The organism is Hungatella sp. SB206 (genome assembly GCF_051132295.1).
GTDB lineage: Bacteria > Bacillota > Clostridia > Lachnospirales > Lachnospiraceae > Hungatella > Hungatella effluvii.
Genome location: NZ_CP096603.1, coordinates 3,748,665 through 3,764,854 on the forward strand (window position 1 = coordinate 3,748,665; position 16,190 = coordinate 3,764,854).

A 16,190-nucleotide genomic window follows, 5' to 3' on the forward strand; every position below is an offset into this window, starting at 1 on the left:
GAGGAAACTACCTGTGGGTATGAAGTATATAGACGGAGAGATGCTGAAGAAAGCATTTCTGGCCGGTGCAAAAGGATTGGAAGCTAAGAAGGAATGGATCAATGAACTCAACGTGTTCCCGGTTCCGGACGGGGATACGGGTACGAATATGACGATGACCATCATGTCGGCGGCAAGGGAAGTGGCGGCCATCGAACATCCGGACATGGAATCTCTGGCAAAGGCCATTTCTTCCGGCTCGTTAAGAGGCGCCCGCGGCAATTCCGGCGTTATTCTTTCCCAGCTTTTCAGAGGCTTTACAAAAGAAATAAAGACGGTGGATAAGATCACGACGACGACTCTTGCGAATTCCTTCGTCAGAGCGACAGAGACGGCTTACAAGGCCGTTATGAAGCCGAAAGAGGGAACGATCCTGACGGTTGCCAAGGGAATGGCGGACAAGGCTGTGGAACTGGTGACAGAGACGGAAGATATCATCGAATTTTGTCAGAAGGTTATCGAACACGGCGATTATGTGCTGAGCCAGACTCCGGAGATGCTTCCCGTGCTGAAACAGGCCGGTGTCGTCGATTCCGGCGGACAGGGCCTTATGCAGGTCGTAAAGAGCGCTCTCGACTGCCTGATGGGCAAGGAACTGGATTTATCCGTGGAAGGTGCAGCGAGCGCCGGAAGCGTATCAGGCGGTGCTGCGGTAACCGATGATTTCGATATCAAGTTCGGTTACTGTACGGAATTTATCGTGAATCTGGAGAAGCCTTACGATGAGAAGAGCGAACATGAATTTAAGGGATATTTAGAATCCATCGGCGATTCCATCGTTGTCGTTTCAGATGACGATATCGTCAAGGTTCACGTCCATACCAACGATCCTGGACTCGCGATTCAGAAGGCACTGACCTTTGGCTCCCTGTCACGTATGAAGATCGACAACATGAGGGAAGAGCATCAGGAAAAACTGATTAAGGATTCGGAAAAGCTGGCCGCTCAGCAGAAAGCGGATGAAGAGAAGAACGCAGGACCGAGAAAGCCTTACGGCTTCATCTCCGTATCCGTCGGCGAGGGGCTCGACGAGATCTTTAAGGGAATTGGAGCCGATTACCTGATTCAGGGCGGCCAGACCATGAACCCAAGCACCGAAGATATGTTAAACGCCATCGACCGTGTCAATGCCGATACGGTTTATATTCTTCCGAACAACAAGAACATCATACTTGCGGCAGAACAGGCCAAGAAGCTTACAAAGGATAAGCATGTCATCGTAATTCCGTCCAGAACGATCCCTCAGGGAATTACAGCTCTGATCAATTTCGCACCGGATTTATCAGCAGAAGAGAATGAGAAAGTAATGACCGAGGAGATGCAGCGCGTCAAAACCGGACAGATTACTTATGCGGTGCGCAACACCATGATCGATAACATTGAGATCAACGAGGGCGACATCATGGCTCTCGGAGACCACGGAATCCTGGCGGTGGGGAAAGCCATCGAGCATACGGCGCTGGAATCCCTCAAATCCATGGTGGATGAAGAATCTGAGCTGATTACCATCTATTACGGCGCGGACGTGTCGGAGGAAGACGCGGAGACGCTTCGTGAGAAGGCAGAGGAGTCGTTCGGCGACTGTGAAGTAGAGCTCCATCCGGGCGGCCAGCCAATCTACTATTATCTGATATCCGTAGAGTAGAACAGAAGAAACAGGAACAGCTCCCGGGCAGACAATCTGCCCGGGAACTTTTTTGGGAAAGGTGAAAGAAACATGAATCAACAACCTTTGGATACCTTAAAAGGCATTGGTGAGAAGACCGGAAAACTGTTTGGGAAGCTGGGAATCGGAACCGTGGATGAACTGCTGGAATACTATCCGCGGGCCTATGATGCCTACGAGGAACCGGTCTCTGTCGGAGAACTGAAGCCGGATACCGTGATGGCAGTCTCCGGAGTGCTGTTTAAAAGCGCCGAAGTGAAGCGTTACAGCCATATTCAGGTGATTACCACCATGATCAGGGACATTACGGGTTCCCTGACCCTTACCTGGTACAACATGCCTTATCTGCACGCCACTTTAAAGGCCGGTATGCGCGCCGTGTTCCGCGGACGGGTGGTTAAGAAAAACGGACGCCTTACGATGGAACAGCCGGAGATATTTCTGGGCGATGCCTACGGGGAGGTTATCCACTCCATGCAGCCCATCTACGGACAGACAAAGGGGCTTCCCAACAAGACCATTGTGCGGGCAGTGAAGCAGGCCCTGTCGGTGAGACAGATGGTCCGCGATTACATGCCCTTAGATCTGCGGATCCGCCATGAACTGGCGGAATATAATTTTGCTATCGAACATATTCATTTCCCCACAGACCGGACGGAACTGCTCTTCGCCAGGAAACGGCTCGTTTTCGACGAATTCTTCCTGTTTCTCATGGCTGTACGCCGTTTAAAGGACAGGCGTGTGGACCGGGAAAGCCACTTTCGGATGACGCCCTCCGATGAAGTGATCAGCCTCGTGAAAAATCTTCCCTATGCGCTGACGGGCGCGCAGAGCAAGGTGCTTACGGAGGTGTTTCGCGATATGACGAGCGGAAAGGTGATGAACCGGTTAATACAGGGTGATGTCGGCTCCGGAAAGACCATTATCGCCGTCCTCGCCCTGCTGGAGGCGGCTTACAACGGATATCAGGGCGCGCTCATGGTGCCGACTGAGGTTCTTGCCAGACAGCACTACGAGTCCATGCTCTCCCTGTTCGAGGAAAATGGCATTGACAAACAGGTGGTGCTGGTAACCGGTTCCATGACGGCAAAGGAGAAGCGGACCGCCTACGGGAAAATCGCCTCCCACGAAGCCGATATCATTATCGGAACCCATGCGCTCATACAGGAGAAGGTGGTATACGACAAGCTGGCCCTCGTCATTACCGATGAGCAGCACCGGTTCGGTGTCAGCCAGCGCGAGATGCTGGGCGGCAAAGGGGACGAGCCTCACGTTCTTGTTATGAGTGCGACGCCGATCCCCAGAACACTGGCCATAATCATTTACGGCGACCTCGATATTTCCATCATCGATGAACTGCCGGCCAACCGGCTCCCTATCAAGAATTGTGTTGTGGACACCAGTTACCGGAACACGGCGTATTCCTTTATCAAAGGGGAGGTGGCCGCCGGGCGTCAGGCGTACGTGATCTGCCCCATGGTGGAGGCCAGTGAGATGATCGAGGCGGAGAATGTTCTGGATTATGCGAAGAAACTCCAGAGCGCGCTGCCGGGGATTCCGGTGGAATATCTCCACGGTAAGATGAAGGCGAAAGAGAAAAATGCGGTCATGGAACGGTTTGCCGCCGGGGAGATCAAGGTTCTCGTCTCCACCACCGTCGTGGAAGTAGGCGTCAACGTTCCCAATGCCACCGTTATGATGGTTGAAAATGCGGAGCGCTTCGGACTGGCCCAGCTTCATCAGCTGCGGGGCCGTGTCGGCCGTGGAAAGCACCAGTCCTACTGCATCCTGGTGGACGGCACCGGTCAGGATGGAACCAGGGAACGTCTGACGATCCTGAGCAAATCCAACGATGGCTTCTTCATTGCCTCCGAGGATTTAAAGCTGCGCGGCCCGGGAGACATCTTCGGGCTCAGACAGAGCGGTGATCTGGAATTTAAACTGGCCGACATCTTTACCGATGCCAATATCTTAAAGACGGTGTCTGAGGAGGTCAACCGGCTGTTGGATGAGGATCCGGAGCTCATCTCAGAGGATCACGCCGAACTTGGTAAAAAACTCAATCTGTATTTGGAAAAAAGTTATGACAAGCTAAATCTGTAACCGTATTACTTTCAAATTAAGCACATTTTCAGAAAATGGTTGAAATTAACAGGTCGGCGTGATAGACTTATGCTGTTAAAAATATAACAGTTCAGCGACATATAAGGAGGGCATGTATGAACAGGCAGGAATTAAAATTTGATGCTAAAAATAAGATGCGGGAGGCAGCTGTCAACCCCTATGTGGTTACGCTCATCATGGGAGTGGTCGTTATGATTCTTTCCGGTGTTCAGTTTATTCTCGATTTCTGGGGCAATATCATTAGCACGGGATCTTCCGCCAACACAGGGGAAACCAGCACGTATATTGTTTCTTCTCTCGTATTTTTTATCATTTACTTAGTGATCAGCACGGTTTTACAGTTTGGATACAGCAGCTACTGCCTGAAAGTGGCAAACCGGGATGGGTCCATGTCTTATGGAGATTTGTTTTCTTCGGTTCGTTATCTGCTGAAAGCCATAGGGCTGACGCTTATGATATCGGTTTTTGTCCTGCTTTGGTGTATACTGCTTGTAATACCGGGTATCATTGCAGCGTACCGTTATTCCCAGGCCATCTTCATCATGGTTGAGGATCCCAATAAAGGAATTATGCAGTGTATCCACGAGAGCAAGGAGATGATGGCCGGCCACAAGATGGAATACTTTATCCTGGAGTTCTCTTTCTTCTTCTGGATGCTGCTCGGCGGCGTTACCTGCGGTCTGGCGTATATCTATGTATATCCGTATATGACGGTTACATTTGCCAATTACTACAACCATTTAAAGCCGGTTTCCGTGGTCTATGAGAATGCAGATACCATAATTTAACTGAATAACCAGGAAAAATGACCGCCTCTTTATCCAGAAAGAGGCGGTTCTTCTTGTATGCCTGCGGTTAATTTGATAAAATAGCAGGAAAGGTTATAATTTCCATATTATGGCAGGAGGCACTGGAATGAAAGAAGTGATCGAAGCAATCAAGGCAAATATAGGACGGGTACTGGTGGGAAAAGAAGAGGTGACGGACTTACTTCTCTCTGCGATTCTGGCAGGAGGCCACGTACTTTTGGAGGATGTTCCCGGAACCGGCAAGACCATGCTGGCAAAGTCTCTGGCAAAGAGTATGGAGCTGTCCTTTTCGAGGGTCCAGTTCACACCGGACCTGCTGCCGTCTGACATAACCGGGCTCAACTATTACAATCAGAAGGCCGGAGAGTTCGTCTTTCGCGGCGGTCCGGTGTTTACCAATCTGCTTCTGGCGGATGAGATCAACCGGGCCACGCCCAGGACACAGTCCAGCCTGCTGGAGTGTATGGAAGAGCACCAGGTGACCATCGACGGGGAAACGAAGAAGCTGGAAGAACCGTTTTTCGTTATTGCGACTCAGAATCCCATCGAGACGGCGGGGACGTATCCGCTCCCCGAGGCCCAGCTGGACCGTTTTCTGATGCAGATCCCCATGGGACTTCCGGACGCGGTGGAGGAGCGGCAGATCCTTGAACGCTTCGGCAAAGAGAATCCCTATGACAGCCTGACCGCCGTATGTGGCCGGGAGGCGCTTTTAAACCTGATGAAGGAAGCGGAGGCGGTATACGTCCATCCCCATCTGATGGATTATCTCGTCGAACTGGTTCTCGCCACCAGGAAGCACAGCGAAGTGGAAGGGGGCGTCAGTCCCCGCGGCAGCCTGGCCTTTTACCGGGCAGCCCGGGCCTATGCCCTGGTGAAGGGACGGGACTACGTGGTTCCCGAGGATATCAAGGCGCTGGCCGTTCCCGTCCTGGCTCACAGGCTGGTTCTCGCCAGAACGCTGACCGGAAGAAGTACGGGCCGCCAGATTATCGAACAGCTCTTAAATACCGTCTTTGTGCCTACAGAGGAGTGGAATACATAAATGGAACTGATCCTGATGGCCCTTGGGGCCGGCTTTCTCTATGTCCTTCAGCGCGTCTTGTACGAGCGGTTCTGGAAGAAGGGGCTGACTGCGGACGCTGCGTTTCAGGGAAATCCCGCGGTTTGCGGCGGCGAGGCGTATCTACTGGAGACCGTTGTCAATGCGAAGTTTCTTCCGCTCTCGATTCTGCGGGTCAAATTCCGCATCGGCAGAGAACTGGAATTCGTCACGGGGGAGAACTCCGCTGTCTCCGACTATACGTACCGCAACGACGTCTTCTCCGTCTTTCCTTATCAGAAGATCACGAGAAAGCTGCGGTTCCACTGCCGCAAACGCGGATATTACGAAATAAAGAGTCTGGATCTGGTCAGCCATGATCTGTTCTTTTCCGGCCATTTCATTGAGACTCTGTCCCTGGATTCTCATTTATACGTCTATCCGGCGGCTGCGGACTGCGGCCGTCTGAATGTTCCATTTCAGAAGATGATGGGCACCTGCCTATCGAGAAGCAGACTGGTTACCGATCCCTTTGAACTGAAGGGAATCCGGGAGTATCAGACCTACGACTCCATGCGCAGTGTCAACTGGAAGGCCACGGCCCGAACCGGAGCTTTAAAGGTCAACGTACATGAGTCCACGGCCTCCCAGAATATCTTCCTCTTTCTGAATATGGATTCGGACTATCCGTGGGCGTCGGAGGCGCTCCGGGAGGAGGCCATCTCGATCTGCGGTTCTTTCATCGACTCCTTTGTCTCCGCGGGAATTCCAACTGGATTTTTCAGCAACGGCATCGACGCGGCGGCCGAAGAGCCCTCCTTCGTCCCCGCCGGAGCAGGAGCGAGCCACGTCACCCGGTGCATGGAGGCGCTCAGCCGTCTCCGCTATGACATTTCCCTGACTCCCTTCGAGACACTGATGAGGGAAGGAAGTCTGGAAAAGAAGGCGGAAGACTGTCTATACATCATGATCTCATCCTGCAAACGGCCGGAGCTTCAGACGGCATACCAGGAATTCTGCCGCTATAGTCCGGGATCTTTATGGATCGCACCGCTGCGGCCGGAAGACGAGGCAGTATTTTCCCTCTGTCCGGCTGCTCTGACGATGAAGTGGGAGGTGCCTTATGACAAGATTTAAATGGATCAACCGCTGGATTACCGCCGATTTAAGCGGAATCCATATAATTTTGGCCGGCGTGTCTGTTTTCCTCTACATTGCCGGATACTTCATTCCCAGTTCACGGCTCATGACAGCAGGGTATGCGGGATTATATCTGGTAATCCTTTTCTATCTGCTTCATCTGCAGCTCCATTCCTGCGACAGTTTTCTGAGCATGCATCCGGCGACGGATCAGATTCCGAAATCGCAGATGAAGCTGGTAAATGGAGTGTACATGGCCGTGTTTCTGGCTGTAACGGGAGCTTTCATGGCCGTGTTCTCCCTTCTTCACCTGAACTGGCTGGTGAACGGGTTAAAGTCTGTCCTGACCGCCATTCTTCGCTTTCTGGCCAGTTTTCTTCCGGAAGCCGTAAACGAGCCAGTGGAATCCATGCCTTCCGGGAGCTTTATCCCTCCGGAGCTGGGAGAAGAGGCGGCGGCGCCTTCGCTCATCGCAAAAATCCTGGATGCGGCTCTCACAGCCGCTGCCGTCGTTTTCATAGTACTTCTCGCTGTATATTTGCTCAGACAGCTGTTTTTCCTGCTGATCCGTCTATTGAAGCCGAGAGAAGACGGAGATGAAAAGGAATTCATGAAACCGGCCGTTGTTTTCAGCAGGATCCATACCGGACAGGCGAAGGGAACGCCTCTGTGGAGAGATTTTACCATTGAGGGAAGAATCCGCAGGGCGTATAAAAAAGAAATTTTGCGACGGCTTAAGGTTAGAAGCCGGATTTCACGGACGGAAACGCCGGAAGAACTGGAACATAAAAGCGGATTCCCGGAGGAGCCTTCCCTCTGCGGGATCTACGATCAGGTATACGAGAAGGCGCGTTATGGAAATGGATGCACCAAAGAGGATTTGGAGCGTTTGAATGAGATTCGCAGATCGAATCAAAAGAATACAGAGAGTAAATACAAAAAAACACGGGAGGAATAAATCTATGAAGAGCATATTAATTGGAATCGCAGGGGGGACCGGATCAGGGAAATCCACATTTACCAACCGGTTAAAGGATGCGTTTCACGATGATATCGCCGTCCTTTATCACGATAATTACTATAAAAAGCAGGATGGCATTCCCTTTGAGGAGCGGAAAAAAATGAATTACGATCATCCGGAGGCGTTTGAGACGGAGCTTCTCCTGGATCAGCTGTCCAGACTGCGGGGCGGCAAGGCCATTGAATGTCCCGTATACGATTATTCCCAGCACAACCGGTCGGATCAGTTTCTCACAGTCCTTCCCAAAAGGGTAATCCTGGTGGAGGGAATTCTGGTATTTGCCGACCAGCGGCTCCGCGATATGTTTGACATCAAGATATTTGTGGAGGCGGACGCGGATGAACGGATTCTGCGGCGGGTGATCCGGGATGTCAAGGAGCGCGGACGGGATATCGAGGGCGTGGTGGAACAGTATCTGACAACCGTCAAGCCCATGCATTACTTATATGTAGAACCTACCAAACCGCTGGCGGACATCATCATCAACAGCGGAATGAACGAAGTGGCCTTCCAGCTGGTAAAGACCTCGATCGAAAAAATACTGGGAGAACCATTGAATCAATAGGAGGACACAAACCATGTTTTTCTGGCAGAAAAAAGAAGTTCTGGTTACATTTTCACTGAATGATTTTAACCGTGTAAAGGATATTCTGGCTGAGAATCAGATCCCGTATGACTGGAAAACCGTGCCTGACTGCGGAAGACGTGGCCGCCGGACGCTGGGAACTGCATTTATGGATGAATCCGTCTTAAGACAGTATTACCTTTATGTTGAAAAAAAAGAGTATGAGAGGGCAGAATATCTCGTGAAGACCGTATTGACCGGTGGGAAACGGTAAACGAGGTCGGAATTTTTTCAAAAATTTCATTTAAGCCTTGACATTATACCCTGTATACCCCTTACTCTGAGACTGAAAGGAGGCGGAGCAGGATGACGATCAAAGATGTGGAACAACTTACAGGCATTACGCGTCAGAATATCCGTTTTTATGAAAGAGAGGGGTTAATCGCGCCGTGCCGGAATCCGGAGAACCAGTACCGGGAATATTCTGCGGATGACGTGAAGACGCTGCATCAGATCAGGCTTTACCGGAAGCTGAATGTATCCATCGAAGATATCAGGAGTATGGAAGGCCGTACTCTGTCCCTGGAAAGCTGCATGGAACAATGTATTTCCAACACAGAAAGGGAGATGGTAAGAATGGCAAAAATAAAGGAGGTTTGCGAGGGACTCAGGAAACAGGATTTAGAGGGAAAAGCACCGGACATAGAAAAAGCATTAAAACAAATCGACGCTTATGAAAAATCAGGGTATCAGTTCACCGATATAACCAAAGACTATTGGAGTATGGAAGTTGTCCATGAAGTAAGAAATCTAAACAGGCAGATGATAAAGGCATTGTTGTTTTCTTTTGTGACGGTAATTTTCTGCAATATGCTCTACTTTTCTCTGCCAAAGCCACAGTGGATGGCAATGATTCCAGCCGCTGTAATCGGATATACTGCGGCGTGGGTTCACTGGGGCAGAAAAAATAAGGTTATCTTGAGGAGACATATCCACTTTACGCATATTTCATCTGGCATTTACCTGGCTTCAGCCGTTATCGGCGTCTTATTTTATATCATTGAAAACGGCAGCATCGCAGTCACTATGGCTGTCCTTCCTAACCCTGCACTCATGGCGCGCTCCGTTACTGGCGCGGGTTACGTCTGGCTTTTTCTGATTCTGCTTTTCAGGAATATGTTTTACAGCATGATTGCCTGTATCCTGTTTTACGATACCTTTAAACAGAAAAGTGTGGTTTCCGCTCTGGTTCTGAGTGCCCTGTTGTATGCCCTGACATGTCTCAATCCTTACACAGCTCCCGGATACCTGTTGATTGGAGTCTGCCTGGGTCTTCTATATGAGTTTACAGATTCCCTGGCGGTCTGTATGGTACCGGTGTTTTTTGAAGCTGTCAGCGATGGTATACTGACCATGCTGGAGTTTCGTTTTCCCAATGTCCTGCCGGAATTTTTGGGGACGAGAGCATATTTGCCTGTTATGGAACTGCTTCCATGGCTGCTTCTCGCCATACTTTTAATTCTGATTCTTCTTTACGCAGTAAGCCGCGCATCCGGCAAAAAAGTCGACTGGGGCCAGGAATGGGTTAAAGCATGGTTCATTTCAGCACCTCCCGCAGAAGGGGCTACAATTCTGAATCAAAAGGCTTTTCATGAAATCGAAAAAGAAAGAAAACGCAGTTATCGTCTCGTGGACGGATATTTGGCGGCAGCAGTTCTCCTTTCCATATGGTACATGACAAGTATTCTATGACATAAAATTTTGGAAAAACCTTCTAGTGTATTATTCTCCTTCAGAGCCATAATAGGAGTGTAGCACAAAACACACCATGAAAAACACAAAACAAAAGCATGGTGATAGACGAAAAGGAGGCATATCAATATGTCAGGAAAATCTTCTAACACAACAAACGTACCAGAAGCAAGAGAAGCAATGGACAGATTCAAAATGGAAGTTGCAAACGAGATCGGTGTTCCGTTAACTAACGGTTACAACGGAAACTTAACCTCTGCACAGAACGGTTCTGTTGGTGGCTATATGGTTAAGAAAATGATCGAAGCTCAGGAAAGACAGATGGCTGGTAAATAAGCCAAGAAACAATAAGGAAGAGCCTTCAGTTTAAAACTGAAGGTTCTTTTTTACTGTAATTGGGTTGTATATCTTCCGTTTTCATACTATAATGGTACATAACACCAGAAGAATGAGGGACACCATTTCATGAGAGTAATAGCAGGAAAAGCCAGAAGGCTTCTTTTAAAAACCATAGAGGGTCAGGATACGAGACCCACCACAGACCGCATCAAGGAGACTTTATTCAACATTTTAAATCCGGATCTGCCGGGCACCACCTTTCTCGATCTCTTTTCCGGAAGCGGCGGCATCGGCATCGAGGCCTTAAGCCGCGGAGCCGACAGGGCAGTCTTTATCGAGATGAATCCAAAGGCCGCGGAATGCATCAGGGAGAACTTACAGACCACGAAGTTTACGGAAGAGTCCGTTGTCATGAACTGTGACGTTCTCACCGGCCTGCGCCGCCTGGAGGGTAAGGATTACGTCTTTGATTTCGTCTTCATGGACCCTCCCTACGGGAAGGAATCCGAACGCCAGGTTCTAGAGTATCTGGCATCTTCCCCGCTTATTTCAGAGGACACGCTCCTAATTGTGGAAGCGGATTTAAACACCGGCTTCGAATATCTGGAATCCTTGGGGTACGAATGCCGCAGAGAAAAGATCTATAAGACGAATAAACATGTTTTTATAGCAAAAGGAGTGGTTTTATGAAAACGGCCGTATATCCGGGAAGCTTCGATCCGGTGACGCTGGGCCATCTCGATATCATCGAGCGTTCGGCCCGGATGTCCGATCAGTTAATTATCGGAGTTTTGAATAATAATTCAAAAACTCCGTTGTTTTCTGTCCAAGAACGTGTTAATATGTTAAAGGAAATAACGAAAGATTTAGGCAATGTGGAAGTGAAAGCTTTTGCAGGGCTTTTGATTGATTTTGTGCGTGCGAATCAGGCTGATGTCGTAGTCCGCGGACTCCGTGCCGTCACTGATTTTGAGTACGAGCTTCAGCTAGCACAGACCAACCGGGTTATCGCGCCGGAAGTGGATACCATATTTTTGACAACGAATTTAAAATACTCCTATTTGAGCTCCAGTATCGTCAAGGAAATCGCGTTCTATGACGGAGACATCAGTGCATTCGTTCCTGCCAGTGTGGCAGAATGCATCAGGAGGAAGATGGCAGATAGAAAATAGATAGAAAAACGGGTAAGGAGAGAGACGCATTATGATGAGTAGAATTGAACAGTTAATTGGTGAAATTGAAGAATATATCGATGGTTGTAAGTACCAGCCGCTTTCCAACAGTAAGATCGTCGTAAACCGTGACGAACTGGAAGAGCTTCTTGTGGAGCTGCGCCTTCGGATTCCGGATGAGATCAAACAGTATCAGAAGATCATCAGCAACCGCGACGTGATCTTAAACGAGGCTCATCAGCAGGCAGATTCCATACTCGCCCAGGCATCCGCCCATACGGATGAACTGGTTAACGAGCATGAGATCATGCAGAAGGCATACGCCCAGGCCAATGAGATCATCAATCAGGCGAATTTACAGGCCCAGGACATCGTCGAGAAGGCCGTTTCCGACGCCAACGATATCCGCCAGAGCGCCGTCCAGTACACGGACGATATGTTAAAGAGCCTTCAGACCATCATCAGCCACTCCATGGAAGGAGCACAGGGCAGATTTGATGCCTTTATGACTTCCATGCAGTCCAGCTATGATATTGTCTCCTCCAACCGTCAGGAGCTGACCGGCGCGGTTATGCCGCCCACGGAAGCTGACGGCAGCATGCCAATAGAATAAAGATTGCCGCAGAAAGCAGACTGTGAACCGCTTTCCATGCTACATAGTGCCGGATGGATAATCCGGCATTTTTTATGACACTCTTTGTCTGAAAGATTCCGGACAGCCCGCCGAAGGCGGTAGCGGCGGCGATCCACATGCCCCCCGCCATGGACGGAATCGAACTGGAGATGGCGCGGATTCCCGTTGTGATCTCCACAAAACCAAGCAGTGCCGCTTTTCCGGCCGGATTATGTAACGGGAGTTCCGTAATATAAAAGACAAGAATCGAAAACAGCATGATATAGCCGCCGATTTTCACCATGACCTCGCAGGAATCCATCAAACTTTCATCGAAGGTCAGCTGTGCCTCCCTGGAATATGGAAGCGACGGAGAGACAGTATGGATCCCATAGAGCTTCCGGGACAGCCAGGCGATTAAGACCACCGGCAAATAAACAGCGGCCATAAGCATCCACACCGGTACGGCACCCGGCAGCTCTGAAGCCGCGTAGCCCAGCAGAAACATGGGACTGGGATGGTTGCAGAAGCTTAATAAGTATCTCGCTTCCGCCTTCGTGATCCGTTCCCCATCGAGAAAATCGCTGCAGTTTCTGGCTCCCATGGGATAGCCGCAGAGGAGGCCGGAGACGAGAATGTAGCTTCCTGCGTCCGAAAGCTTTAAAAAATTACGAAGGAACCCGCGGAAGGGAAATGTAAGAATATGGATCGCGTCCAGTGCGACGATGACGTTGGAACAGATCATGAACGGCAGGAGTGTGGGGAGAACTACCGTGGCCCACAGAACCAGTCCGTTTTTTGCCCCCTGAGTCGCGGCCGCCGGACTTAACAGAAGAACGCAGAGCACCGCAACGGAACAGAAGCGGAAGAAGGATTTTTTCATGAGCACCTGAATAGATTGTTTTATACAAATATATGATGAGGCCGTATCGATATGATGATGATTCTTCTTTTAATCCTGCTTCTTTCCTTCTTTCATGTGACCATGATCGATTACCTTTACAACAATCCTACCTATTACCAGCTGGACGCCTATACCTGTGAGAGCGATGATTTCCGCAGTATGAGGCTGGGTAACCTGATCGCAGAATCCGGTCCCCTCGATTACGATCTGCTCACTTCCCTGATGATCGAGCACAATTACGATCTGACCGATGTCAAGGATACCGCCTGCCATACAGACCGCCTGCTGGCCGTGAAACCGGCGGAATACCGGAAGCTGAAACAGGCGTATGAGACCGTCCTCGGCGATTTAAAGTTCTTTCCCATCCCGGAAAATACGAACGCCGCATCTCCCCCCGTCACCTTTGAAAACGGCTGGATGGATAAGCGCACGTACGGCGGAGAGCGCGGCCACGAGGGCTGTGACATCATGGGGACAGAGCGGCCCCGGGGATATTATCCCGTTGTCTCCATGTCGGATGGGGTTGTGGAAAAGGTGGGGTGGCTGGAGAAAGGCGGATGGCGGATCGGAATCCGCGCTCCCGGCGGCGCTTATCTCTATTACGCCCATTTGTACGGCTACAGCCGGCAGTGGCAGGAGGGCGATGCCGTAAAGGCCGGAGAGCTGCTGGGCTTTATGGGTGACACCGGGTACAGCACGGTGGAAGGGACCACCGGTAATTTTGAAGTTCATCTTCATGTCGGGATCTATATGAAGACGGACCATGAAGACGAAATGAGCTTAAATCCCTACTGGGTATTAAAATATCTGCAGAAATACCGGTTGAAATATTCCTATTAGTATATTAAGATTGCCATAGAGAAAGGCAGGAGTTACACACGTGAGCGAATTGAAACTTTCCGAAGAGTATTTAAACAGAATGAGAGACTTACTGGGGGAAGAGGAATTTTCCGCCTATCTAAAAAGCTTCGACGAGGAACGGCTGTATGGACTGCGGGTCAATACGGCAAAGGTCACGCCGGAAGCATTTCCTGAGCTGGTTTCCTGGGATTTAAAGCCGGTTCCCTGGATTCCAAACGGATTTTATTACGAGGGGACGGAACGTCCGGCCAAGGATCCCTATTATTACGCCGGACTCTATTACCTGCAGGAGCCCAGCGCCATGACTCCGGCCATGCTTCTTCCGGTGGAGCCGGGAGACCGGGTCCTGGATTTGTGCGGGGCGCCCGGAGGGAAGAGCACGGAGCTGGGTGTTAAGCTGGCTGGAAAAGGCGTCCTTATCTCCAACGACATCAGCAATTCGAGGGCGAAAGCGCTGCTTAAAAACCTGGAGCTCTGGGGGATTTCCAACATCTGTGTCACCAGCGAGACTCCCGATAAGCTGGCCGATGTATTCGGCCCGTGGTTCGATAAGATTCTGATCGACGCGCCGTGTTCCGGGGAAGGGATGTTCCGCAAGGACGATGATATGGTGAAAAGCTATGAGGAGCGCGGACCGGAGTACTACAGTGAAATCCAGAAGGAGATCACGGACCAGGCGGTCCGCATGCTGGCTCCAGGCGGCCTGCTGCTTTACTCTACCTGCACCTTTTCACGCTGCGAGGATGAGGAGATTATCTTCCATATTCTGGAGAACCACCAGGAGATGGAACTGATCAGGCTCCCTCTGTTTGAAGGCGCATCGGGCGGAATCGGCCTCGACGGCTGTATCCGTCTGTTTCCTCATAAGATAAAGGGCGAGGGGCATTTCATATCCCTGCTGCGGAAAAATGGCGGTGGAGCGCAGAGGACGGCTGCAGGCATCCGCGAACGTTCCAGGATGGAGCCGCAGGGGAAAAAGGCCTCAGCCCTTCCAACGGAGCTTACGGATTTTCTCGCCCTTATGAACCGGGAATTCGATGGTTCCAGAATCATGATTAAAAATGATTCTGTCTACTATCTGCCGGAAAACTTTGTTCCGGCAAAGGAACTCCGTTATCTGAGAACGGGGCTTCTCCTGGGCGAACTGAAGAACAAACGCTTTGAGCCTGGACAGGCTCTTGCCATGACCCTTCATGCAGAAGAATTTAGGCAGACTATCTCCTGGAAAAAGGAGGATGACCGCGTCATCCGGTATTTAAAGGGAGAAACGATCTCCCTGACGCCGGAGGAAGGGCCGGTCAAGGGCTGGTGCCTCGTCTGCGTGGACGGCTATCCCCTGGGGTTTGCCAAGGGAACGGGCATGGCGCTCAAGAACAAATACTATCCGGGATGGCGGTGGCAGTGATGAAGGATACCATTAGGCTGGACAAATATTTAACGGAGATGGGCGAGGGAACGAGAAGCCAGATCAAAGAGATGGCCCGAAAGGGGCGCATCGCTGTAAACGGTATAACGGAGAAGAAGAGTGAGCGTAAGATTTCTCCCTCCTCCGACACGGTTGCCGTAGATGGACGGAACGTGTCCTATGTGGAATATGAATACTATATGCTCCATAAACCGCAGGGCGTCGTCTCTGCGACGGAAGACAGGCTGCATGAGACGGTGGTGGATCTGATCACCGACAGGAAACGGGATGATTTATTTCCTGTGGGCCGCCTCGATATCGACACAGAGGGGCTGCTCCTCTTAACCAATGACGGAGATTTAACCCACCGCCTGCTCTCGCCGAAAAAGCACGTGGACAAGGTCTACTACGCCAAAATAGAGGGAATGCTTCCAGAAGACGCGAAAGACCGTATGGCGGAGGGCCTGGTTCTCTCAGACGGAACGGAAACGCTCCCTGCTGATTTGGAAGTCATTCATAGAGGGGACTTAAGTGAGCTGTCTGAGATCCGCCTTACGATTCATGAAGGAAAATTCCATCAGGTAAAACGGATGTTTGAAACACTGGGGTGTCATGTGGTATACTTAAAGAGGTTATCCATGGGGATGCTCGTGCTCGATGAGGCACTGAAGCCGGGAGAGTACCGGCCGCTGACCCATGAGGAACTGGAACTGCTAAAAAAGACAAATCAGGAGTAAT

The 16,190-nt window shown here is 50.5% G+C and carries 17 protein-coding genes; 16 read left to right on the plus strand and 1 reads right to left on the minus strand.

The window, feature by feature from the left end; genetic code table 11:
- The first annotated feature begins 13 nt into the window (after positions 1-13).
- The 13 genes from M1L66_RS16420 (at position 14) to M1L66_RS16480 (ending at position 12,282) form a co-directional block, all read left to right on the plus strand.
- Positions 14-1,684, plus strand: coding sequence for a DAK2 domain-containing protein (locus M1L66_RS16420; RefSeq protein WP_187022088.1), 1,671 nt, complete (start codon positions 14-16; stop codon positions 1,682-1,684).
- Positions 1,685-1,756: 72 nt separating this feature from the next.
- Complete coding sequence (gene recG, locus M1L66_RS16425) at positions 1,757-3,808, plus strand: ATP-dependent DNA helicase RecG (protein WP_434687131.1); 2,052 nt, start codon at positions 1,757-1,759, stop codon at positions 3,806-3,808.
- Positions 3,809-3,924: 116 nt separating this feature from the next.
- Positions 3,925-4,617 (plus strand): DUF975 family protein, encoded by a 693-nt coding sequence (locus tag M1L66_RS16430; protein ID WP_434687133.1) that lies wholly within the window; start codon positions 3,925-3,927, stop codon positions 4,615-4,617.
- Positions 4,618-4,744: 127 nt separating this feature from the next.
- Positions 4,745-5,683, plus strand: a complete 939-nt coding sequence (locus M1L66_RS16435; RefSeq protein WP_434687135.1) for an AAA family ATPase — start codon at positions 4,745-4,747, stop codon at positions 5,681-5,683.
- A complete protein-coding gene (locus tag M1L66_RS16440; RefSeq protein WP_187022084.1) occupies positions 5,684-6,817 on the plus strand; it encodes a DUF58 domain-containing protein in 1,134 nt (377 codons plus the stop codon).
- Complete coding sequence (locus M1L66_RS16445; RefSeq protein WP_434687137.1) at positions 6,804-7,778, plus strand: sodium:solute symporter; 975 nt, start codon at positions 6,804-6,806, stop codon at positions 7,776-7,778. The genes M1L66_RS16440 and M1L66_RS16445 overlap by 14 nt, the downstream gene beginning before the upstream one ends.
- 4 nt (positions 7,779-7,782) lie before the next feature.
- Positions 7,783-8,406, plus strand: coding sequence for a uridine kinase (gene udk / locus M1L66_RS16450; protein WP_187022082.1), 624 nt, complete (start codon positions 7,783-7,785; stop codon positions 8,404-8,406).
- Between the two features lie 13 nt (positions 8,407-8,419).
- Entirely contained in the window at positions 8,420-8,680 is a 261-nt protein-coding gene (locus M1L66_RS16455) for a hypothetical protein (protein ID WP_187022081.1), read from the plus strand.
- A gap of 92 nt (positions 8,681-8,772) precedes the next feature.
- Positions 8,773-10,158, plus strand: a complete 1,386-nt coding sequence (locus M1L66_RS16460; protein WP_187022080.1) for a MerR family transcriptional regulator — start codon at positions 8,773-8,775, stop codon at positions 10,156-10,158.
- A gap of 129 nt (positions 10,159-10,287) precedes the next feature.
- On the plus strand, positions 10,288-10,494 hold the full coding sequence (locus tag M1L66_RS16465; protein ID WP_002604153.1) for an alpha/beta-type small acid-soluble spore protein: 207 nt from the start codon (positions 10,288-10,290) through the stop codon (positions 10,492-10,494).
- Positions 10,495-10,623: 129 nt separating this feature from the next.
- Positions 10,624-11,187 (plus strand): 16S rRNA (guanine(966)-N(2))-methyltransferase RsmD, encoded by a 564-nt coding sequence (gene rsmD / locus M1L66_RS16470; RefSeq protein ID WP_187022079.1) that lies wholly within the window; start codon positions 10,624-10,626, stop codon positions 11,185-11,187.
- A complete protein-coding gene (gene coaD, locus M1L66_RS16475) occupies positions 11,184-11,669 on the plus strand; it encodes a pantetheine-phosphate adenylyltransferase (RefSeq protein WP_002604151.1) in 486 nt (161 codons plus the stop codon). Before rsmD ends, coaD begins: the two co-directional genes overlap by 4 nt.
- 31 nt (positions 11,670-11,700) lie before the next feature.
- Positions 11,701-12,282: a hypothetical protein gene (locus tag M1L66_RS16480; RefSeq protein WP_002604150.1), complete on the plus strand. Its 582-nt coding sequence runs from the start codon at positions 11,701-11,703 to the stop codon at positions 12,280-12,282.
- On the opposite strand, the gene M1L66_RS16485 is transcribed toward M1L66_RS16480, so the two are convergent.
- The gene (locus tag M1L66_RS16485) at positions 12,239-13,165 is read right to left on the minus strand and encodes a nucleoside recognition protein (protein ID WP_434687142.1); all 927 of its coding nucleotides are present in this window, start codon (positions 13,163-13,165) and stop codon (positions 12,239-12,241) included. The two genes, M1L66_RS16480 and M1L66_RS16485, sit on opposite strands and share 44 nt — an antisense overlap.
- A gap of 51 nt (positions 13,166-13,216) precedes the next feature.
- Between M1L66_RS16485 and M1L66_RS16490 the strand changes: the two genes are divergently transcribed.
- From M1L66_RS16490 to M1L66_RS16500, 3 genes are all read left to right on the plus strand, one after another.
- Entirely contained in the window at positions 13,217-14,026 is an 810-nt protein-coding gene (locus M1L66_RS16490) for a M23 family metallopeptidase (RefSeq protein WP_002604148.1), read from the plus strand.
- A gap of 79 nt (positions 14,027-14,105) precedes the next feature.
- Positions 14,106-15,452 carry an RsmF rRNA methyltransferase first C-terminal domain-containing protein gene (locus tag M1L66_RS16495; protein ID WP_434694267.1) on the plus strand — a complete coding sequence of 449 codons (1,347 nt, stop codon included), beginning with the start codon at positions 14,106-14,108 and terminating at the stop codon, positions 15,450-15,452.
- Positions 15,452-16,189 (plus strand): pseudouridine synthase, encoded by a 738-nt coding sequence (locus tag M1L66_RS16500; protein WP_434687144.1) that lies wholly within the window; start codon positions 15,452-15,454, stop codon positions 16,187-16,189. The genes M1L66_RS16495 and M1L66_RS16500 overlap by 1 nt, the downstream gene beginning before the upstream one ends.
- Position 16,190: the final 1 nt, after the last annotated feature.